Annotated in this window: 24 protein-coding genes and 1 pseudogene; 15 read left to right on the forward strand and 10 right to left on the reverse strand. The window is 62.7% G+C overall.

Annotated features, from left to right (window positions below; translation table 11 throughout):
• Positions 1–176: 176 nt before the first annotated feature.
• Positions 177–560, forward strand: coding sequence for a DUF2382 domain-containing protein (locus tag CDV49_RS00840; RefSeq protein ID WP_051911503.1), 384 nt, complete (start codon positions 177–179; stop codon positions 558–560).
• Between the two features lie 36 nt (positions 561–596).
• Positions 597–1,451, forward strand: a complete 855-nt coding sequence (locus tag CDV49_RS00845; protein WP_035715284.1) for a YsnF/AvaK domain-containing protein — start codon at positions 597–599, stop codon at positions 1,449–1,451.
• Positions 1,452–1,560: 109 nt separating this feature from the next.
• On the opposite strand, the pseudogene CDV49_RS00850 reads toward CDV49_RS00845, so the two are convergent.
• Positions 1,561–1,788 (reverse strand): annotated as a pseudogene (locus CDV49_RS00850) (IS5/IS1182 family transposase); the annotation flags it as partial.
• Between CDV49_RS00850 and CDV49_RS00855 the strand changes: the two are divergent.
• The 3 genes from CDV49_RS00855 to CDV49_RS00865 are packed head-to-tail and all read left to right on the forward strand — an operon-like array spanning position 1,781 to position 3,198.
• The gene (locus CDV49_RS00855) at positions 1,781–2,347 is read left to right on the forward strand and encodes an RNA polymerase sigma factor (protein WP_088213694.1); all 567 of its coding nucleotides are present in this window, start codon (positions 1,781–1,783) and stop codon (positions 2,345–2,347) included. The pseudogene CDV49_RS00850 and the gene CDV49_RS00855 overlap by 8 nt on opposite strands.
• Positions 2,340–2,723: a dihydroorotate dehydrogenase gene (locus CDV49_RS00860; RefSeq protein ID WP_088213695.1), complete on the forward strand. Its 384-nt coding sequence runs from the start codon at positions 2,340–2,342 to the stop codon at positions 2,721–2,723. Before CDV49_RS00855 ends, CDV49_RS00860 begins: the two co-directional genes overlap by 8 nt.
• A gap of 1 nt (position 2,724) precedes the next feature.
• The gene (locus CDV49_RS00865; protein ID WP_088213696.1) at positions 2,725–3,198 is read left to right on the forward strand and encodes a periplasmic heavy metal sensor; all 474 of its coding nucleotides are present in this window, start codon (positions 2,725–2,727) and stop codon (positions 3,196–3,198) included.
• Here CDV49_RS00865 and rutD read toward each other — a convergent pair whose 3' ends face one another.
• The 5 genes from rutD to CDV49_RS20760 all read right to left on the reverse strand — a co-directional run bounded on the left by rutD (position 3,199) and on the right by CDV49_RS20760 (position 6,467).
• A complete protein-coding gene (gene rutD / locus CDV49_RS00870; protein ID WP_088213697.1) occupies positions 3,199–3,972 on the reverse strand; it encodes a pyrimidine utilization protein D in 774 nt (257 codons plus the stop codon).
• 1 nt (position 3,973) lies between these two features.
• Complete coding sequence (gene rutC, locus CDV49_RS00875) at positions 3,974–4,360, reverse strand: pyrimidine utilization protein C (RefSeq protein WP_088213698.1); 387 nt, start codon at positions 4,358–4,360, stop codon at positions 3,974–3,976.
• 12 nt (positions 4,361–4,372) lie between these two features.
• On the reverse strand, positions 4,373–5,113 hold the full coding sequence (gene rutB / locus CDV49_RS00880) for a pyrimidine utilization protein B (RefSeq protein ID WP_088213699.1): 741 nt from the start codon (positions 5,111–5,113) through the stop codon (positions 4,373–4,375).
• Positions 5,110–6,195, reverse strand: a complete 1,086-nt coding sequence (gene rutA, locus CDV49_RS00885; RefSeq protein WP_088213700.1) for a pyrimidine utilization protein A — start codon at positions 6,193–6,195, stop codon at positions 5,110–5,112. The genes rutB and rutA overlap by 4 nt, the downstream gene beginning before the upstream one ends.
• Before the next feature lie 143 nt (positions 6,196–6,338).
• Positions 6,339–6,467, reverse strand: a complete 129-nt coding sequence (locus CDV49_RS20760; protein ID WP_256947180.1) for a hypothetical protein — start codon at positions 6,465–6,467, stop codon at positions 6,339–6,341.
• Between the two features lie 252 nt (positions 6,468–6,719).
• Here CDV49_RS20760 and rpe point away from each other — a divergent pair, with 252 nt between their 5' ends.
• Both rpe and CDV49_RS00895 read left to right on the forward strand, forming a co-directional pair.
• Entirely contained in the window at positions 6,720–7,412 is a 693-nt protein-coding gene (rpe, locus tag CDV49_RS00890; protein ID WP_088213701.1) for a ribulose-phosphate 3-epimerase, read from the forward strand.
• 131 nt (positions 7,413–7,543) lie between these two features.
• On the forward strand, positions 7,544–8,359 hold the full coding sequence (locus CDV49_RS00895; RefSeq protein ID WP_179209083.1) for a helix-turn-helix transcriptional regulator: 816 nt from the start codon (positions 7,544–7,546) through the stop codon (positions 8,357–8,359).
• A 275-nt stretch (positions 8,360–8,634) separates the two neighbouring features.
• Here the strand turns inward: CDV49_RS00895 and tsf are convergent, their stop codons facing one another.
• Positions 8,635–9,522: a translation elongation factor Ts gene (gene tsf, locus CDV49_RS00900; protein ID WP_088213703.1), complete on the reverse strand. Its 888-nt coding sequence runs from the start codon at positions 9,520–9,522 to the stop codon at positions 8,635–8,637.
• 93 nt (positions 9,523–9,615) lie between these two features.
• Positions 9,616–10,380 carry a 30S ribosomal protein S2 gene (gene rpsB / locus CDV49_RS00905; protein WP_088213704.1) on the reverse strand — a complete coding sequence of 255 codons (765 nt, stop codon included), beginning with the start codon at positions 10,378–10,380 and terminating at the stop codon, positions 9,616–9,618.
• Between the two features lie 196 nt (positions 10,381–10,576).
• Between rpsB and CDV49_RS00910 the strand changes: the two genes are divergently transcribed.
• Together CDV49_RS00910 and CDV49_RS00915 are read left to right on the forward strand one after the other, a co-directional pair.
• On the forward strand, positions 10,577–11,473 hold the full coding sequence (locus tag CDV49_RS00910; RefSeq protein ID WP_088213705.1) for a PfkB family carbohydrate kinase: 897 nt from the start codon (positions 10,577–10,579) through the stop codon (positions 11,471–11,473).
• A gap of 5 nt (positions 11,474–11,478) precedes the next feature.
• Entirely contained in the window at positions 11,479–12,393 is a 915-nt protein-coding gene (locus CDV49_RS00915; protein WP_373447777.1) for a pseudouridine-5'-phosphate glycosidase, read from the forward strand.
• A gap of 158 nt (positions 12,394–12,551) precedes the next feature.
• Here CDV49_RS00915 and CDV49_RS00920 read toward each other — a convergent pair whose 3' ends face one another.
• The gene (locus tag CDV49_RS00920; protein WP_088213707.1) at positions 12,552–13,610 is read right to left on the reverse strand and encodes a patatin-like phospholipase family protein; all 1,059 of its coding nucleotides are present in this window, start codon (positions 13,608–13,610) and stop codon (positions 12,552–12,554) included.
• A 4-nt stretch (positions 13,611–13,614) separates the two neighbouring features.
• Positions 13,615–14,388 (reverse strand): 3-hydroxybutyrate dehydrogenase, encoded by a 774-nt coding sequence (locus tag CDV49_RS00925; RefSeq protein ID WP_088213708.1) that lies wholly within the window; start codon positions 14,386–14,388, stop codon positions 13,615–13,617.
• Positions 14,389–14,662: 274 nt separating this feature from the next.
• Here CDV49_RS00925 and CDV49_RS00930 point away from each other — a divergent pair, with 274 nt between their 5' ends.
• The 6 genes from CDV49_RS00930 to CDV49_RS00955 are packed head-to-tail and all read left to right on the forward strand — an operon-like array spanning position 14,663 to position 20,407.
• Positions 14,663–16,501 (forward strand): extracellular solute-binding protein, encoded by a 1,839-nt coding sequence (locus CDV49_RS00930; protein ID WP_373447776.1) that lies wholly within the window; start codon positions 14,663–14,665, stop codon positions 16,499–16,501.
• Positions 16,502–16,521: 20 nt separating this feature from the next.
• Complete coding sequence (locus tag CDV49_RS00935) at positions 16,522–16,635, forward strand: entericidin EcnA/B family protein (protein WP_084683926.1); 114 nt, start codon at positions 16,522–16,524, stop codon at positions 16,633–16,635.
• Positions 16,636–16,692: 57 nt separating this feature from the next.
• Positions 16,693–17,328, forward strand: coding sequence for a DsbA family oxidoreductase (locus tag CDV49_RS00940; protein ID WP_088213710.1), 636 nt, complete (start codon positions 16,693–16,695; stop codon positions 17,326–17,328).
• Positions 17,329–17,360: 32 nt separating this feature from the next.
• Entirely contained in the window at positions 17,361–18,602 is a 1,242-nt protein-coding gene (locus CDV49_RS00945) for a multidrug effflux MFS transporter (protein ID WP_088213711.1), read from the forward strand.
• A 3-nt stretch (positions 18,603–18,605) separates the two neighbouring features.
• The gene (locus CDV49_RS00950) at positions 18,606–19,496 is read left to right on the forward strand and encodes a DMT family transporter (protein ID WP_088213712.1); all 891 of its coding nucleotides are present in this window, start codon (positions 18,606–18,608) and stop codon (positions 19,494–19,496) included.
• An 8-nt stretch (positions 19,497–19,504) separates the two neighbouring features.
• Positions 19,505–20,407: a lysophospholipid acyltransferase family protein gene (locus tag CDV49_RS00955; RefSeq protein WP_088213713.1), complete on the forward strand. Its 903-nt coding sequence runs from the start codon at positions 19,505–19,507 to the stop codon at positions 20,405–20,407.
• Position 20,408: the final 1 nt, after the last annotated feature.

The following is a 20,408-nucleotide window of genomic DNA, read 5'->3' on the forward strand; positions in this document are numbered from 1 at the left end:
CCACTTGGGGAATGCAGGTTCCTGTGTCGACGACGACGACATTCAGCCTAATATTCCGATCGCTTCCACCTCTGTCTCCTCTCGGCGGATTGCCGCCTTCGTTGTTTGCAATCTTTCGGCTTACGGAACGTCTCTGCGTACGAGCGCGTTTCCTATTCCTGAACGAGGATGATGCAGTGACCGATGAACATACAGAATTTCTTCCGCTTGTAGCGGAGACGGCCACGGTCACGGCCGATCGGCGCATCACCGGCCGCGTGCGGGTCACTACGGAAACGTCGAGTATTGATTCCCTGGTCCCGCTCGATCTCTCCGCGCTGGACGTCGAAGTTACGCGTGTCTCCATCAATCGCGCAATCGACCATATGCCCGATGTGATCGTTGATGACGATCTTACGATCATTCCGGTCGTCGAAGAACGCGTTGTCGTCACGCGGCAGCTTTATCTCAAGGAAGAGATCCACATCCGGCGCACCGAGCGGCGGGAGACCGTGGAGGTGCCCGTCACGACGCGAAAGCAAACGGCCGTCATCGAACGTATTCCTTCGGATGACGCGTGAGCATCCTCAGAACCTATCCTGAAAGGACAGTAGACCATGACTTATAATCCTGACATCGAAGCTAACGGTTCGACTACGATTTCTGCGCTGTTCGACAGTCGCTCAGAGGCGGACATCGCGTCTGCCCGGCTGCGCGAAGCAGGCATCGAAGCATCGCAAATCCAGATCGTCGAGGGTTCGTCCTCGACAGGCACGACGGTCGATCCTGAAGAAAACAAGGGTTTCTTCGAAAAGCTGGGCGACTTCTTCTTTCCGGATGAAGACCGTTACTCTTACGCCGAAGGTCTGTCGCGTGGTGGCTATCTTGTCACCGTGACGGGGCTCACGACCGGCGAGTATGAGATGGCATCGACCATTCTCGATGACGAGGGCACGGTCAACATCAACGAGCGTGAGGAAAGCTGGCGCTCTGAGGGCTGGGGTGGCTATGAAGCAAGTCCCTATGCTGCGACGACGGGAGCAGGCGCCGGCGCGGTTCCAGCGGCGGTGGGCACCGGCAGCCTGGGCGACGATGAGACAATTTCGGTGGTCGAGGAGCGGCTTCGCGTGGGCAAGCGCGACACGAACCGCGGGCATGTACGCGTTCGTGCCTACACTGTCGAAGAGCCGGTAAGCGAAAGCATCGATTTGCGTGAAGAGCGCGTCGAACTTGAACGTCGGCCCGTTGATCGCGCTGTGACCGCCACCGACGCTTTTCAGGACCGTACGATCGAGGCTGAAGAGCATCGCGAGGAAGCCGTTGTCTCGAAAGACGCCCGCGTCGTGGAAGAGATCGGCCTTCGCAAAACCAGCGACACCCACCGGGAAACCATCTCTGACAGCGTCCGGCATACGGAGGTCGAGGTGGAAGATGACCGCACCGATCGCGACCTGCCGCGCAAAGATCGCTGATCGTTAAGAAGAGCATTATAGGGGCAGGAAATCCTGCCCCTTTTTTGCATGAATGGGCGTTGTTGCGTTAATCGGTTGGAGTCCGAACTGACCCTTTCCCGCTTTACGCTCAGCCAACGGCTGTGATGTCGGCTGTGCCGAGTGTGTTGTATCTGTTCATGATGGCGATGCGGATCTGGATTTCTGCGGTCTGCCGATCCGGGTCGCGTGAGGCGATGCGCTCGCCAAATGCCTTGAGGCAATTCATCCGCGCCTCTACCCGACTTCGGACATGGTAACCGACCGAGCGTTTCCAGTTGGCCCGTCCCAGGCGCCTCGTCTCCTGCAGGATGTCGTCTGACGTGCCGGACGAGACCTTGCTCGTCCTCTACGCCAACGGCGATGCCGCCGCTGCGCGTGTGCTGACGTTGCGGCTGACGCCGCGCGTCCTTTCCTTCGCGGCACGCATGCTGGGCGACCGGGCGGAGGCGGAGGATGTCACGCAGGAGGCGATGCTCCGGCTCTGGCGCATCGCCGCCGAGTGGCGGGGAGGGGAGGCGCAAGTCTCCACCTGGCTCTACCGCGTGGCCTCCAACCTCTGCACCGACCGTCTCCGGCGGCGGCGCGGCGTGGCCCTGGACCAGATCGCGGAACCTGAGGACGACCGGCCCGGCGCGGACGAAGGGTTGATGGAGGCCGACAGGGCCCGCGCGCTGGAGGATGCGCTGGCCCTCCTGCCGGAGCGGCAACGGCAGGCGGTGGTGCTGCGCCATCTGGAAGGCCTGTCGAACCCGGAGATCGCTGCGGTGATGGAGATAGGGGTGGAAGCGGTGGAAAGCCTTCTGGCAAGGGGCAAACGTATGCTGGCGGCGCGGCTCGCCGGGCGGCGTGAAGAACTGGGGTATCGACATGGCTGATCGCAATACGGAAACCGGCGGGGACGATTTTCCCGAACTGGATGTCTTCTTCGCGGCAGGCAGGGCGGCGTCTCCCACGCCCGACGGAGAGTTGCTCGCGCGGGTCTTGGCGGATGCGGAGCGCGAGCACAGGGATATCGCCACGGCATCCCGGCCAAGGGCAGAGCCCCCCCCACGGCGCAGGTGGTTCGCCCTGCTGGGCGGATGGCAGGGCGTCACGGGGCTGGCGACGGCGACCGTCGCGGGGCTCTGGCTCGGCATCGCAATGCCGGAAGCCGTGCGCGGCCTCGCTGCACAGGCCCTGCCGGACACCGCCGAGAACACCACCATTGATCTGATGGCCGCGCCCTTTGACATGGCAGCGGCGGAGGAATGAGATGACGACCGAAACCCCGCTCCGCATGAGCCGCACGACACGCCTGGTGCTCGTGGCCTCGCTTGGGCTCAACCTCATCGTCGCGGGCTTTCTGGTGGGGGCCTACCTCTTTCACAGAGGCCCTCCGCCGGGCGGAATCGGCTTTGGACCCTATACCTATGCGCTTGCCCAAGAGGATCGCGAAGCGCTCAGGCGCGCTTTCATCACGCAAAGCCGCGACACGAATTTCCGCGGGCGGATGCAGGAGGAACGGCAGGCCCTCTCTGGCCTCTTGCGTGTGGAACCGTTCGACCGGGCGGCAGTCCAGCAGCTGTTCGAGGCGCAGCGACAGCGGGCCGACGAAAGCTTTCGGATGGGGCAGAGCCTGCTTCTCGACCGGATCGCGGCGATGACGCCGGAGGCCCGCTTCGCCTTTGCCGAGCGGCTGGAGAGTGGCCCGAAACGCTCTCGCGACGAACGCCGCGAAAGCAAGTAGTCAGACACCGCGCAGGAAGTCCGCGAGAATGGTGTCGAACCGCTCCGGCCGCGTGACGTTCACCGCATGCGCGCCCTCCGGTTCCAGCACGAACCGCGCACCCGCTATCCCCTCCGCCAGCCGGGTGGAGCGGCTCCACGGGACAAGCAGATCGTCCCGCGTCGCCAGAACCAGAACCGGGACGGCGACCTCTCCCAACCGGTCGTCGCGGTCGAAGGCGGCAAGGGCGGCGATGCGGCGCCTCACATTCTCTGCTCCCTGAAAATGCGCGATGCCATGCGCCTCCTCCGCCGCCATGTGTTCGGGGCGCGCAGCCATCCACTCGCCAGGATAGAGAAACAGCGGCTGCGCCTTGATGAATGCAGGCACACCCGCGTGATCCAGCAGGGCAAGCCGTGTCTCGAAACAGCGCAGCGACTGGCCATCCACCCGGCTCCACGCGTTGATGAGCGTCAGGCTCGCCACACGTTCCGGCGCGCGAAGGGCCAAGTCCAGCCCGATCAGCCCGCCGAGGGCATGACCCACAATATGGGCGCGCTTCGTGGCGGAGGCATCGAGCACCTCCTCCAGATCATCAGTCATATCGGTGATCGTCGTGCCCTCCGGCACGGAGCCGCCCGTCCGCCCGCAGCCGCGATGATCGTAGGTCACGACACGGTGGCGCGCCGTAAGCGCGGGCAGGTTGGCCGACCAGTATCCCGCGGATCCGCCCAGACCGGAGGAGAGGACGACTGTCTCCGCCCCCTCCGGCCCCTCATGGATATCGAAGCGCAATCTACTTGCCGATATGCGCGACGGTGGCGATCTCGACCAGCGCGTCGGGCTTCACCAGACCCGTCTGCACACAGTAACGCGCCGGTTTGTCACCCGGAAAGAACTCCGCGTAAACCGTGTTGATGGCACCATAATTGGACCAGTCCGTCAGGAAGATGTGGTTCATCGTCACATCCTCCATCGTGCCGCCCGCCGTTTCGATCACCGACTTGATGAGTTCCAGCACATGCCGCGTCTGGGCCGCTGCATCGCCCACGTGAACGACGTTGTTGTCCTTGTCGAAGGGCAGGGTGCCGGAGACATAGACGACCCCATCCGCCTTGGTTCCGGGCGAATAGGGGGCGAGCGGCTTGCCGCTGCCGGCGGGGACGACGATTTCCTTGGGCATGATGATCCTCTCTCAGACGGTCGCATCGCTGGGTGCGATCTGACCGATCGCACCGCAGAAGTCGGCGGTGGTGGAGACCCAGCCGAAGAAGGTCTCGATATTGTAGATCGCGGCATCCTGCATGAGCTTCGGCCCCAGATGATGGGTCGCATCCTCCAGCACCACGCCGAAATACTCCAGATGGAACGCATCGCGGAGCGACGATTCCACGCAGACATTCGTGGCGATGCCAACGAACACCAGATTGCGGATGCCCCGCGCACGCAGCGTGGAATCCATGGTCGAATTGAAAAAGCCGGAATAACGCGTCTTCGGCACCACGATGTCGCCTGCCTGCGGCACCAGCTCATCCACGATGGCGTAATCCCAGCCGCCCTTTGACAAAAGCTCACCCTTTGCCGAAGGATTGGCCCGCATGTATTTGAGTGCGTTGGACTTGTGATAGTTCGGGGAGCCCGGGCCGCCTGCCTCGACATAGTCGGGATCCCAGCCGTTCTGAAAATAGATGACCGGTATCGCCGCCGCCCGCGCGGCTTCCACCACCCGCGCGATATTATCGATCACAGAGCGGGAACCGGAAATGTCGAAGCCTGCGCGATCCACATAACCGCCGGGAGTGGAGTAGGCATTCTGCATATCCACAACCACGACCGCCGTCTCATCGGGATTGACGATCAGCGCCTCGGGGCGGGAGGGCAGGGTCACGCTGCGCCCGGCTTCACGACCGGCGCGCGTATCCACAGGCGCGCTCATTCCGCCGCCTCTGCATGGATATGCCGGCGGGATTTCATCAGCGGTTGGACGCGCGTGCCGAACTTCTCCACCCCCTCAAGGAAATCATCGAAGGTGAGCATGACGCCACCCGTTCCCGGAACCTCCGCCATCTCGTCCAGCATGGCCGCCACCTCCTCATAGGAGCCGACGAGCGTGCCCATGTTGATGTTGACGGCGGACACCGGGCTGGACATATGCCGCACGTTGGTATCAGCGCCGGATTTCGTGTCTGCGGCGCTCTGAAGCCCCAGCCATTTGATCGCCTCCTCATCCGCGCCGGATTTGTAAAGCTCCCATTTGGCCCAGGCCTCTGTTGCCGTCTCCTCCGCAATGATCATCGTCAGCACAAAGGAACGCACGTCGCGCCCGGTCTTTTCGGTCGCGGCGAGCAGTCTCTGATTTGTTGGGGCGAAAGCAGCGGGCGTATTGACGCCAACGCCGAAACAGAAACTGTAATCGGCATATTGTGCGGAGAATGCCATGCCCTTATCCGAAGAGCCGGCGCAGATGATCTTCACCTCTCCCTCCGGCACCGGCTTCATATGACAGTCTTCCATCTGGAAATAGCGGCCTTTCATGTCGGATTGGCCGGTTTCCAGTAATTCCTTGAGAATAGTCGCATATTCCCCAAGATATTCATACCGGTCGCCGAAATAGTCGTCGCCGGGCCACAGACCCATCTGGCTGTATTCCGGCCGCTGCCAGCCAGTGACAAGATTTATGCCGAAACGTCCGTTGGATATTGAATCGATCGTCGTTGCCATGCGCGCAACGATGGCAGGAGGCATCACCAGCGTCGCCGCTGTGCCGAACAGCTTGATCCGCGAGGTGACGGCCGCCAGGCCCGCCATCAGCGTGAAGCTCTCCAGGTTGTAATCCCAGAACTCCGTCTTGCCGCCGAAGCCACGCAGCTTGATCATCGACAGGGCAAAGTCGAAACCGTGCCGCTCAGCAGCGAGCGTGATCTGCTTGTTCAACTCGAATGTCGGCTTGTACTGCGGCGCTGTCTCGGAGATCAGCCACCCGTTGTTGCCGATTGGAATGAAGACACCCACTTCCATTTCGGTTTCTCCCTGTTCGGATATTTTGACTGTATGGTAAAATTTCTCACTGAAAAGACATTTTCTTTCGATTCATGCCGTGAGGCGGTGCTTTTCTTCTTCCTGCCTACAGTTTGGGCTACTTCACTGCCCGCATGTCCCGTTCATGGGCGATCTTCGATGGTGCCGGTCAATTCGGGGATCTCGGCATCGTGATGCCGATTGCGGCGCAGCTCGCAGAACACCGTCGAGCGGTGACGGTCGAGCTTGCGCGCGATTTCCTCGCCGCTCATCTTCATCAGCCGTTAGCGTTCGATCTGCCGTCTGTCGGCAAGCGTCAAATGGCTGTAGCGTCGCTTCATTCAGGATGTCCTTTCGGTTTCCAACATCCTGTCACAGATCAAAAGTCGCAGTTCAGGGTAGCGCGTCCCGTCTTGTTATACAGAGATACAATAGCATTGATTATGTAATATATGCAGGTTCAACTTCCGTTGCCGCTCGGTATCTGGCATGGACTTTGCGGACTCGCTGCAGAGGAGCTCACCATGACCTTCAACCGTTCGATCAAAATCGCGCCTTCCATCCTCTCGGCGGACTTCGCCAACCTCGGAGCGGAAATACGCGCGATCGAGGCTCAGGGCGCCGACTGGATCCACGTCGATCCCATGGACGGCCACTTCGTGCCCAACCTGACCATCGGACCGAATGTCGTGGCGGCGATCCGGCCCCATGTGACGACGTTCATGGATGTTCACCTGATGATCTCCCCCGCAGACCCTTATATCGAAGCCTTTGCAAAGGCTGGCGCCGATCTTCTGACCATCCACGCGGAAGCCGGGCCGCATCTTCATCGCTCGCTTCAGGCCGTTCGTGCACAGGGCAAAAAGGCCGGCGTTGCGTTGAACGTCACGACGCCTCTTGCTGGACTGGAGCATATCCTCGACGCAATCGACCTTATCCTCGTCATGACGATCAATCCTGGATTCGGCGGCCAAAAGTTCCTTCCCGCGCTGGTGGACAAAGTGCGCGACGCGCGGAAGATGATCGGTGACCGGCCTATCCATCTGCAAGTTGACGGGGGAATCGATCCGCAGACAGCACCACTTGTCGCGGCCGCTGGCGCGGATGTCCTCGTTGCCGGCTCCGCCGCCTTCCGGGGTGGCTCGGTAGAGCAGCCGGACGTTTATGGCCGCAATATTTCGGCACTCCGCTCCGCAGCCGAGGCCGCCTTGGATTGACCCCTAAGTCTGGCGCTTTCGACGCAGCTATTGAATTTTCTTAGTGTAGTTTACCTATTTTTAAGCAAACTCTTGAAGAAGCCGGTGCCGTCGTAAAGATGGAGTCCGGCTTTCCACTTTTCAAAATTCTAATGATAGACTTCGACAAGATTAACTCACTTCTCGATTCCTCAAACTTTGAAGATCTCTGGGAGATTTACACCAGACTACTGGTGGCAGAGGGGTTTGATGCCATTCTTTTTGGCCAGGCAAGGCCTGCACCGGGGTATCCTCTCCGCGCCTCACCGGCGGGCACGATGCTCATCAGCAACCTCGACAAGAGCTTTTGCCAGGCGTACGGCGGAAAAAATTTTTTCTGCTCCCCCATCGTAAGATGGGTCGCCAATAATTCGGGTGTTCTGCTGTGGTCCGAGATCTATCGCAGACGCAATCGGGGCGAGCTGTCGTCCGAAGAGCAGAAGATGCTCGACCTGCAGAAAAGCTATGGAATTCGTGGTGGAATTACGATCGCCTTAGGCGAAACTGGCAGCCGTAGACGTGCCGCAATCGACCTGATGACGTGCCGCGATACGGCTACCCAAGCCGATATGGAACGGATTTGGGCAGAGAAAGCGGACTTCCTTCTGCTGCTTACCCGCGTCTTCCACCTGAAGGCGTTGACGGTGCCGTCGGTTGTGACTGCGGTGTTGACCAGGCGCCAGCGGGAAGTTCTGGAATGGGCTGCGGCGGGAAAATCGGTTCAGGATATCGCAGCTCTCCTCGGGATCAGCAGAGCCACGGCGGAGAAGCACCTTAGGCTTGCGCGAGAGATGCTGGGCGCCGAAACGACGGCGCAAGCGGTGGCGCGAGCGCTCTCTTCTCAACTTATCCAGTCAGGGCCGCCTGCCCTTTTGCCTAATAATCATGCATACGCGGAGAATACGCTCAAGCCGTGGGAAGCGGACTAACTTTTCGCTGCAACATAGCGAAGGGTATGGATTCCCCCACTTTAGTTTCCCGTCCGACCTGCCAACCTGTAGCAGTTCCGAGAGTGGCGGCTTTGGCCGTGGGACACGGTGGGGCGGGGAAACTGGGTATTTCAGGACCATCCTCTCCAAGGCGGAAGGGCGTCGTTTTCATGGCGTCATTTCGTCTGGTAAATCGGTCTTCCCAAGGGGCCGAAATGCCAGCGGTGCAGCCTTTTCAGGCTGCACCGCGCACTAGACAAGATATGGAGCCGACTTCAGCCAGCGAGAGTCTTGGCGACCTCGGCAGCAAAGTCCTCTTCTTTCTTCTCGACGCCCTCGCCCACCATGACGCGGACGAAACCGGTCACTTCGACGCCAGCTTCCTTGGCCGCTTCGGCAACGGTCACATCGGGATTGATGACGAATTTCTGACCGAGGAGCGTGACTTCCTCAAAGAACTTCTTCATCCGGCCCTCGATCATCTTCTCGATCACCGCTTCCGGTTTGCCGGATTCACGGGCCTGCTCGCTCAGGACATGCTTCTCGCGCTCAACAAGCGCCGGGTCGATGTCCTTGTCGGAGAGCGACGCCGGGTTGGTCGCGGCGACGTGCATGGCGATCTGCTTGCCAATCTCCTGCGCCTTCTCGGCCGGTCCGTTCAGCGCGACGAGCACGCCGATCTTGCCCATGCCGTCGGTCGCGGCGTTGTGCACATAGGAGACGACCGTGTCGCCTTCCAGAACGTGCAGCCGACGGAGAGTCATGTTCTCGCCGATGCGGGCGATCGCCTCGGTAAGCACCTCGTCCACCGTCTTGCCGTTCAGATCGGCGGCCTTGACGACCTCGACCGACTCACCGGTTTCGAGCGCAACCTTGGTGATCTCGCGTACGAGCTGTTGGAAGTCGGCGTTCTTCGCGACGAAGTCCGTCTCCGAGTTCACCTCGATCGCAACGCCGCGACCGCCGTCAACGGCGACGCTGACGAGACCTTCGGCAGCCACGCGCCCCGATTTCTTCGCCGCTTTTGCGAGGCCCTTGGTGCGCAGCCAGTCAACGGCCGCTTCCATGTCGCCATCGGTTTCGGTCAGGGCTTTCTTGGCGTCCATCATGCCTGCGCCGGTGGATTCGCGCAGTTCCTTAACCATCTGGGCGGTGATCGCCATCGGGGCTCTCCTTCTGTCTCGAAAATGCCGGGAAAGGCTGATGAGCCCTCCCGGCAACAAAGGTATGACGATCCGGCGGGAGCCGGACCGAAATCAGGCGTCCTGCGTCTCGTCGAGCTCTTCGGCCGGAGCATCCTCCAGCGCGCCCAGGTCAACGCCGGCAGCGCCGAGCTGGGCGGACATGCCGTCCAGAGCCGCACGCGCCGCAAGGTCGCAGTAGAGAGCGATCGCGCGGGCCGCGTCGTCGTTGCCCGGGATCACGTAGTCCACGCCCTTCGGCGAGCAGTTGGTGTCGACCACGGCCACGACCGGGATGCCGAGCTTCTGGGCTTCCGCGATGGCGAGGTCTTCCTTGTTCACGTCGATGACGAACAGCAGGTCCGGCACGCCGCCCATCTCGCGGATACCGCCGAGGGAGGCCTGAAGTTTCGACTGCTCGCGCTCCATGTGGAGACGCTCTTTCTTCGTCAGACCTTCAGCGCCGGTGGAGAGCACTTCGTCGAGCTGCTTCAGACGCTGGATCGACTGGGAAACGGTTTTCCAGTTGGTCAGCGTGCCGCCCAGCCAGCGGTGGTTCATGTAGTATTGCGCCGATTTTTCAGCAGCTTCCGCGATCGCGCCGGAGGCCTGGCGCTTCGTGCCAACGAACAGCACGCGGCCGCCTTTGGCGACGGTCTCACGGATGACGTTCAGCGCCGCGTCCAGCATGGGAACGGTCTGCGTCAGGTCGATGATGTGGATGCCGTTCCGGTCGCCGTAGATATACGGCGCCATGCGCGGGTTCCAGCGTTGGGTCTGGTGACCAAAGTGAACGCCAGCTTCGAGGAGCTGACGCATGGAGAAATCAGGAAGCGCCATGTCTTTTCCTTTCCGGTTTACGCCGCGGCGAAGCCAATAGGGTTTCCCCAACCGGTGGACCTTTCGGGGATGTCTCCCCCGAGGGCCCGAGCCTCGCCTGTGAAGTGAGCGCGCATATAAGACCTGTGCGGGACATTTGCAAGAGAGGTTCTCCTGCTCCCTTGTCCGCGCGCCGCCTCCCTGCCATTGAAGAGGCATGACCGGCGGTACTCCTTTCATCCTCTGTCTTGGCGCGCTTCACTGGGATGTCATTGCCCATGCGGTGCGCCCGCTCACACGGGGAGGTGACGTGCCGGGGCGTATCTCGCGCCTGCCGGGGGGTGTCGCGTTCAATGTCGCCCGCGCCCTTGTCCGCCAAGGCCTGCGGGCGAGCCTGATCTCGGCCACGGGCAGCGGCTCGGAGGGGGACGCGCTGATTGCCGAAGCGCGGCGGGCGGGTGTCGGGGTGGACCATGTCCTCCGTCGGCCTGACGATGCGGCGGACCGCTATCTTGCCATTGAGGATGAAACGGGCCTCGTCGCCGCCGTGGCTGACAGCCGTACGCTGGAAGCCGCGGGAACCGCCCTCCTCACCACAGCGGTTGCCTGCCTCTCGGATCCGCCCGAGGCCCTTCTGGTGGAAAGCAACCTGCCCGCCGCCACGCTCACGGCGCTTTCTGCCGTGCCTGCGCTGGTGCGCATGGATCTGCGCCTGCTGCCCGCCGGGCCAGGCAAGGCCCGGCGCCTCCTGCCCCTGCTCGGCCATCCCCGCGCGACGGTCTATCTCAACCGCGCGGAAGCGGAGGAGATCGTGTCGCGTCCGCTGAAGGATGCGGCGGATGCGGCCCGCGCCCTTCGCGCGGCGGGCGCATGTCGTGTCGTGGTGACGGACGGCCCCCGCACAGTCGCCGCCGCAAGCCGGGAGGGCGAGTACAGCGCCCTTCCCCCGCAGGTTCGGGTTGCGCGCGTGACCGGCGCAGGCGACACATTCGTGGCCGCCCATATGGCGGCTGAGCTTCGGGGCCTGCCTGTGGAAGCGGCACTTGCCGCCGCCCTCTCTGCCGCGGCCCATCACATCTCGGCGCCCGCCGCCGCAACCGGAGAGACGCCATGATCCCCCTGGACCTGCCCCTGATCTATGCCCCCGAAGTCGCCGACGCGAAGGCGCGTGGCCTTCCTGTCGTCGCGCTCGAATCGACGATCATCACTCATGGCATGCCCTATCCCGAGAATGTCGAAGCCGCGCGCGCGGTGGAGGCGGAAGTGCGGGCCGCAGGGGCCGTTCCCGCCACCATCGCCCTGCTCGACGGCATGATCCACATCGGATTGACGGAGGCGGAGCTGGAAGCGCTTGGGCACGCGGAGGACGTCATGAAGGTTTCCCGCGCCGATTTCGCGGCCTGTCTCGCACAGCGCCGCACTGGCGCAACCACCGTTGCCGCAACGATGATCGCGGCTCATATGGCGGACATCGCAGTCTTTGCCACGGGGGGCATCGGTGGCGTCCATCGTCGGGCCGAAACCAGCTTCGACATCTCCGCCGACCTGAAGGAACTGGCCCGCACACCCGTGACCGTGGTCGCTGCCGGTGCCAAGGCCATCCTCGACCTGCCGAAAACGCTGGAGGTTCTTGAGACGGAAGGCGTCCCGGTCATCACCTTCGGACAGGATGACTTCCCGGCCTTCTGGTCGCGCTCCTCCGGCCTGCCCTCGCCGCTCCGCATGGACACGGCGGAGGAGATCGCGGCCGCCCATGCCATGCGCACGGGACTGGGGCTCGGCGGAGGGCAGCTCATCGCCAATCCGGTGCCTGCGGAATACGAAATCCCGCGGGAGGAGATGATCCCCGCCATAGAACAGGCCCTGACGGAAGCGGAGGCGCAGCGCATCGCCGCCAAGGAAGTGACGCCCTTCCTCCTCTCCCGCATCTTCGATCTCACGGAGGGACGCTCGCTCGCCACGAATATCCAGCTCGTTCTCTCCAATGCGCGCCTTGCCGCGGCGATCTCCCGCGCCCTCTCCCCGCAGGGCTAGCAGGGCGCTGAAAGAGTATTCCGAGGTTGCTCCGGGGCGGAGATCTTCCCTACACGGTTGAAGAACTTCCCGGAAACCGCAGGTTTTGGCGCGTGACCGGACCGATCTTCCGGTGCTCAACGCAAGGCTAGGTAAACCCGCGACTTTTTCAGCAAGCCTTAGAGCATTGCGCTTATATCGGCGGTCGATCGCTGGTTGAGATCCTCCATGTGCTCAGCCAGAAACCGGTCGGCCGCCGCCCAACCCGCCTGCCGCAGACCATTGAGGAAGAACGGCGTGGGCAGAAGCTTCGTCGTGGCCGAGAGGTCGTTCATCAGCGCGTCGTCAGAGATCATGTGGACGTTCACATCCTTCATCGCCCCGCGCGCGACCTTCCCCTCCGCGATAAGCTCCTTCACGAAGGCGATCGCCCTCAGGTCGCGCAGCAGGGATGCGTTGAAGCTGATCTCGTTCACCCGGTTCTCGATGTCGAGCGGGGTGATGGGCAGCGCCTCCCGCGTCATGGGGTTGATGTTCACGATGACGATGTCATCGGGCAGAGCCGGATCGTAGAGCGGAAAGAGCGCCGGGTTTCCGACATAGCCGCCATCCCAGTAGGCCTCGCGCCGCCCGGTCTGCGGGTCATCGATCTCCACCGCCTGAAAGATCGTCGGCAGGCAGGCGGAGGCAAGGATGACCTCCGTGGTAATCTCGCAACTGTCGAAGATACGGATCTTGCCGGTGCGGACATTGGTCGCCGAAACGTAAAGCCGCGGCCCCTTGTCAGCCCGGACCTTCTCGAAATGCAGCCGTTTCACCACGCGTTCCAGCGGGTTCATGTAGGCTGGCCCGTAGGAATAGGGGCTGACGATCTGGCTCAGATAGTCCACCGTCCCGACGCTCAGCCAGACCTCCGCCATGCGGGCGATCAGAGGCGCGGCGGGCCAGAGCGCGGTCATCCAGTTGGTCAGGCGCATGTCGGTGACAGCACCCATCTGGGCCCAGAGCCAGTCGAGATGCTCCTGCGCTTCCGCCCGGCCCCCGCCCGCCAGCCCGGCTTTCAGCGCGGCCCCGTTCAGGGCGCCCGCCGACGTGCCGGAGATGGCGGCGATCTCGATCTCATCCTCCTCCAGAAGGCGGGTGAGCACCCCCCAGGTGAACGCGCCATGCGCGCCTCCGCCCTGCAGGGCAAGGTTGATGCGCTTGCGGCGCGGCCGTTCGTGGGAGGTGTCGCGCATTAGATTACTCCGCTGTCCATCCCCCGTCGACCGATATGGTCGTACCGGTGATCTGGGCTGCATGGTCGCTGCACAGGAAGGCCGCCGTGCCGGCGATCTCGTCCACGGTGACGAATTCGCGGGAGGGCTGGCGCTCCAGCATCACATTCTTGATGACGGTTTCGCGGTCCATCTTGTGGGTCTTCATCTGGTCGGGGATCTGCGCCTCCACCAGCGGGGTCAGGACGTAACCCGGACAGATGGCGTTGCAGGTGATCCTCTCCCGCGCGGTTTCCAATGCTACCGTCTTGGTGAAGCCGACAACACCATGCTTCGCCGCGACATAGGCCGATTTGTAGGGCGAGGCCCGCAGCCCGTGTGCGGAGGCGATGTTGACGATCCGCCCCCAGCCGGCCGCCCGCATCAGGGGAAGCGCCGCTGCCGTCGTGTGAAACGCGGATGTGAGGTTGATCGCGATGATCGCGTCCCATTTCTCGACCGGGAATTCATCGACCGGCGCGACATACTGGATGCCCGCGTTGTTGACGAGGATATCGCAGGCCCCCACGGTCTCGATCAGCCCCCGGCAATCCGCGGCCTTGGACATGTCCGCCTTCACATAGCGGGCGGCGACCCCCGTTTCTTCCGCGATGCGCCGGGCGATCTCATGGTCCTCCTCGCGGTCGGTGAAGGAATTCAGCACCACGTCGGCACCCTGCCGCGCGAGTTCCTGCGCGATGGCCAGCCCGATGCCGGAGGTCGAACCCGTCACGATGGCCGTCTTACCCTTGAGCGTCATGCGTCTCTCCCAGATGTTCCACGCAGGGAGCAGAATAGGCCCCGGCGACGCAAAGGCCAGATGACGTTGCGCCCGGATTGTCGCACCGCAGAGCGCGAGCGCAAAAAAAACGCCCGCACAAGGCGGGCGTAGTATGAGGCAGGTTTCATACAGGCAAGAAACCTATCGAGCAGTGAGGTTGTTATACGCCCTCTGCATTCGCTGTCCAAGGTAAAAGTTTGAAAAGACAGCCGCCGGAAGGTAGCGTCACGTCAAACAATAAAGACATGGGCAGATGCACTTCAGCGGACGATACCGGCAATCAGGCCAGAAATTGCGTAGTTTGATTGCGGTTTTGGCAATCGCGACATGGGCTTGTCATGCGGGGGCGGAACCACGGCATGGAATTGCGATGTATGGCGAACCTGCACTGCCCCCGGATTTTTCGGCCCTGCCCTATGCCAATCCCCTTGCACCTAAAGGTGGACGAATCGTTACCGGCGAAGTGGGCGGATTCGACTCGCTCAATCCGTTTATCTTGAAAGGCCGTGCTCCATTCCAATTGTCGCCACTTACCGTGGAAACCCTGATGGCGCGGAGCATCGATGAACCCTTCACGCTTTACGGTCTGCTTGCCGAATCGATTGAAACGGATGACGACCGCTCCTGGGTCGAATTCACGCTTCGGGAGGGCGCGCGGTTTTCCGACGGCTCCCCGGTGACGCCGGAGGATGTGCTGTGGTCCTTCAACACCCTCTCCGAACAGGGTCATCCCCGTTATCGCGTCGCAGCGGACCGGATCGCCATGGCGGAGCAGTCAGGACCGCGCTCCGTGCGGTTTACCTTCTCGGCGCCGGACCGGGAGTTGCCGTTGCTTCTGGGCCTGCGCCCGGTGCTCAAGAAGGCGCAGTGGGAGGGTCGGGACTTCGCCACATCAGGGCTTTCCGTCGTGCCGATCGGCTCCGGCCCCTACGTCGTTGCGGGTTTTGAGCCGGGACGATCCATCGCCTTCCGGCGGAACCCGGATTGGTGGGGAAAAGACCTGCCCTTCAACCGTGGACTTCACAATCTGGATGAAGTGCGGGTGGAATATTTCGGTGACGGCGGCGCGATGTTCGAAGCCTTCAAGGCGGGCGTGCTGACCAGCTACCGGGAGCAGAATCCCGCCCGCTGGCAGCGCGCCTACGACTTCCCCGCCATGAGAAATGGCAGCATGGTGCGCGAGGAAATTCCGCATCATCGTCCATCCGGTATCTACGGGCTGGCGTTCAACACGCGCGATCCGCTTTTCGCGGACTGGCGTGTGCGGGACGCGCTGATCCAAGCCTTCAACTTCGAATTCATAAACCAGACTGTCAACGGCGGCACGGAACCCCGCATCACATCTTACTTTTCCAACTCACCTTTGGCAATGGATCATGGCCCGGCGGAGGGGCGCGTGGCGGAGTTGCTCCGCCCCTATGTGACGGAGCTGACACCGGATGCACTGGATGCCTATGCCCTTCCGGTCGCGGACGGCACGGCGGCGAACCGGCTCAATCTCCGCCGCGCCATGCAACAGCTTTCCGCAGCAGGCTGGGAAGTGGATGGCGGCGGGACACTTCGCAACGCTGCGGGCGAGCCCTTCTCATTCGAGCTTCTGATGCCGCTTGGGTCCGGTGACCTCATGTCGGCTGTCACCATTTACCGGCAAGCTCTTGCACGGATTGGAATAAACATGCGCGTCACCCAAGTTGACAGCGCCCAGTATACGGAGCGCACGAACCGCTTCGACTTTGCGATGACGCCGGTAACGCGCGCGCTCTCCCTTTCACCCGGCAATGAGCAGCGGCTTTACTGGGGCTCGGAAGAGGCACTGATGCAGGGGAGCCGCAACATCATGGGGATCCGTTCGCGCGCGGTGGACGACATGATCTCCACCTTGCTCGCCGCACGGACGACGGAGGATTTCCGAACCGCCGTTCAAGCGCTCGACCGGGCGCTTACCACTGGCCGTTACGTGATTCCCCTGTGGTTCGCCGACCGCTCGCGGGTTGCGCATGTCGAGGGGTTGAGGCATCCACGGACCCTGCCGGTCTATGGCGACTGGCCGGGCTTCCAGCCGGATGTCTGGTGGTTCGAAACAAAACAATAAACGGCAGAACGGGCAGGCAGATGACACGTTACCTTCTTGTCGCGGCGCTTCTTGCGCTTGGCGGATGCAACACGGTGGCCGGTGTGGGCGATGACATCTCGGGCGGTGCACGTTGGGTTCAGGGCTGGTTCTGATGCGACTTGCGCGGGCCGGTCTCATACCGTAACCCCGTCTGAACTCAGGAGGATGCGATGGTTACGCTCGACATCATTTCGGATCTGGTCTGCCCGTGGTGCTACATCGGCAAGACGCTGCTCGACCGGGCGCTCGAATCAGATGCCTCGCAGCCTTTCACCGTCGCCTGGCATCCCTACCAGCTGAACCCGGAGATCCCTGCAGGCGGGATCCCCTATGCCGATTTCCTCCGGTTGAAGTTCGGTGCTCCCGAGCGGGCCAGCCAAGTGCTGGTAAAGGTCACGGAGGCGGCGAAGGCGGCGGGCGCCCTCATCGACTACGTGGCCATCACGCGGGAGCCCAACACGCTTGATGCGCACCGGCTGATCCATTGGGCCGGGCTGGAGGGGCGGCAGACGCCCGTCGTCTCTGCCCTGTTCCGCGCCCATTGGCGGGAGGGCCGCGACATCGGGTCACATGACGTTCTGGCCGACATCGCGGGCGAAACCGGGCTCGATCGCAAAATGATTCTCCGTCTGCTTGACAGCGACGCGGATCGGGAGGAGATTCGGGGAAGAATTCAGCACGCCCGTGATCGCGGGGTGCAAGGAGTTCCGACCTTCGTCATCGCGGACACCCATGTTCTCACCGGTGCTCAGCCGGTGGAAGTGTGGGCGGACGTGATTAAGCAGATCAAGGCCCAACTCACCTAACGGCGAGGGGCGCAAACCGGAAAGCGCCCCCGATGGCTGGCTCGCTCCTCTCCACCCAACGGCGTGGCGGACTTTTCAATCCGCGGACGCAGCCGCCCTTCGGCGAGTTCGTTGCGCTGATCGCGATGATGTTCGCGACCATCGCGCTTTCCATTGATGCGATGCTGCCCGCGCTGCCGCAGATTGCACGTGATCTGGATCTCGCCAACCCGAATCGGGCGCAGATCATCATCACGGTCTTCATGGCCGGGATCGGTCTGGGTCAGCTTTTCGCGGGGCCGCTGTCAGACAGTTTCGGCCGCCGCCGGATCATCGTGATCGGCGTGGCGATCTACATCATAGGCTCGCTCACGGCCTATCTCTCCCACACGTTCGAAGTGCTGCTGGTCGCGCGCTTCCTTCAGGGCATCGGAGCCTCCGCGCCCCGGATCGTCGGCGTGGCCATTGTGCGGGACAGGTATGAGGGGCGGATGATGGCGCGGGTGATGTCCTTCGTCATGACGCTGTTCATCCTCGTGCCCGCCATCGCGCCGCTGTTCGGCACCTTCGTGATCCACCTTGCGGGATGGCGTTCCATCTTCCTCGTTCTGGTGTTCGCAGGCGTGGTGATGGCGCTGTGGTTGCTCTCCCGCCAACCGGAGACGCTGGAGGTCAGCCACCGCCGCCCCTTCTCCTTCCGCGCCATCGGCAGCGCGATGCGGGAGATTTTCGGCAACCGGCTGGTGCTCGTCTATCTGATGGCGCTGAGCCTTGGCTTCGGGCCGCTGTTCGGCTTCATCTCCTCCGTCCAGCAGATCTATGACGTGAGCTTCGGCATGGGCGAAAGCTTCGCGCTCTGGTTCGCGGCGCAGGCGCTGATCGCAGGCACGGCGGGACCGCTGAACGCGACGCTGGTGATGCGCTTCGGCATGCGGCGGATGGCTTCCACCGCGTTTCTGATACAGGCGGTGCTTTCGGTCGTGATGTTCACGCTCTGGCGGATCGGCGTATTCGAAAGCCACCCCTTCCCCGCCTTCTTCTGCTGGGCCGCCTCCGTGTTCTTCCTGAACGGTTTCATCTTCGGCAACCTGAACGCCCTGTCGCTGGAGCATCTGGGCCACATCGCCGGTATCGCGGCCTCCGTCATCGGCGCGGTTTCCACGGTGATCGCGGTGCTGATCGCGGTGCCGATCGGTCTGGCCTTCGACGGGACGCCGGTGCCGCTGATCTTCGGCATCACCTGCTGTGCCTGTGCGGGCTACCTGCTCATGCTCTACAGCCGCAGGCACGGTTGAGGAATGGCAAGAGGCCCCCTGTCCGCCACCGCGACGGGCATCGCCTATATTCTGGCGGCGATGCTCTGCTTTTCCGTGCTGGACGCGATGGGCAAGGCGCTTCGGCTTGCCGGGCATCCTGTGGGGCAGATCGTCTGGGCGCGGAACGCCGGGCAGTTCCTGATCGTGCTGCTCATCTTCCGTACGGCAATTCCCGCTATCGCACGGACCCGCCATCTTGGTCTGCACAGCCTTCGTGCGGTGAGTCAGCTTGGCGCGGCGGCGTTCTTCTTCCTGAGCCTCGGCTACATCGGGCTGGCGGAGGCGACGGCGATCATGGACCTGAACCCGGTGCTCATCACGCTCGGCGCGGCGCTGATCTTCGGTGAGAAGCTCGGCCCGCGGCGGATCGTGGGCATCGTGTTGGCGCTGCTTGGCGCGCTCATCATCATCCGGCCGGGAAGCTCCATGTTCACCCCTGCCGCCTTCCTGCCCCTCATCGGTGCCGTCTGCTACACCTCTTTCGCGCTCGCCACCCGCAAGGTGGGACGGAGCGAGAATGTCTGGACGGCGATGTTCTGGTCCGGCGCCATCGCGACCCTGCTGACAAGCCTTCTCCTCCCGTGGCAATGGGTGACACCGGCCGCGGGAAGCCTGTTGCTGTTTGCAGGTGTGGGCATCGCCGGAACGCTGGCGCAGCTTTTCATGATCCGCGCCTTCGCGCTGGCCGATGCGGGTGTGATCGCGCCCTTCGGCTACATCGGCATCCTGTTTGCTACCGTATGGGGCTATGTCTTCTTCGGAGAGATTCCCGATATCTGGGTGGGCGTGGGCGCGCTTGTGATCGTCGGAGCAGGACTTTATGTGTGGCACCGCGAAACGCGGGCGCGGCAGGAGCAGGTCGCCGCAGACTAGAGGGTGGCATGCCGCAGGAAGACGCCGCAGAAGGGACACGTATCCGCGCAAAGGACCGGATCACCGACATCGTCGGCCGCATCCTGATGGGTGGGCTGCGGCTGATCCCTTACGAGCGGCGCATCCCGCTGGCCGGATGGGTCTTTTCCCGGCTCGTGGCCCCGGTCGCGGGCTATCGCAAGCGCATACGGGAAAATCTCGCGCTCATCTTTCCCGACATGGATCCGGCCGAGGTGCGGCGCCTTTGCCGCGACGTTCCCGACAATGTCGGCCGCAGCCTTGTCGAACTGTTCTCTGGAGAGGAGTTTCTGGCCCGCGTCTCCGGCACTCCGGTTCGTGGTCCCGGTGTGGATGCGGTCGCTGCGGCACAGGCTGCGGGGCGTCCGGTAATTATCGTGTCGGGTCACTTCGGCAATTTCAACGCGGCCCGCCCGGTTCTGGCGGCGAAGGGTTACAAGGTAGGCGCGCTCTACCGGCCGATGGACAATCCCCTCTTTCACGACAGCTATGTCGCCGCGATGGAATCGCTGTCCAAGCCGCTGTTCCCCCGCTCCCGGCGAGGCATGGCGGAGATGCTGCGCTTCCTGCGCTCCGGCGGGCTGGTGGCGATATTGATCGATCAGGCGATGACGGGGGAGCCCGCGCTGACCTTCTTCGGTCATCCGGCGCATACCTCGCTTTCCGCCGCGGAACTCGCGCTGCGTTACGATGCGGTGATCGCGCCCGGCTATGTCATCCGCAAGGACAACGGTCTGGACTTCGACATGTGGATCGAGGCGCCGCTGGATCATACCGATCCCATGACGATGACACAGGCGCTGAACGACAGCCTGGAGGCGCAGGTCAGGGAGCATATGGACCAGTGGTTCTGGATCCATCGCCGCTGGAAACAGGCGCGTCAGCGGACATAGC

Origin of the sequence: Haematobacter genomosp. 1 (assembly GCF_002196855.1) — a bacterium.
In the GTDB taxonomy this organism is placed as follows: domain Bacteria; phylum Pseudomonadota; class Alphaproteobacteria; order Rhodobacterales; family Rhodobacteraceae; genus Haematobacter.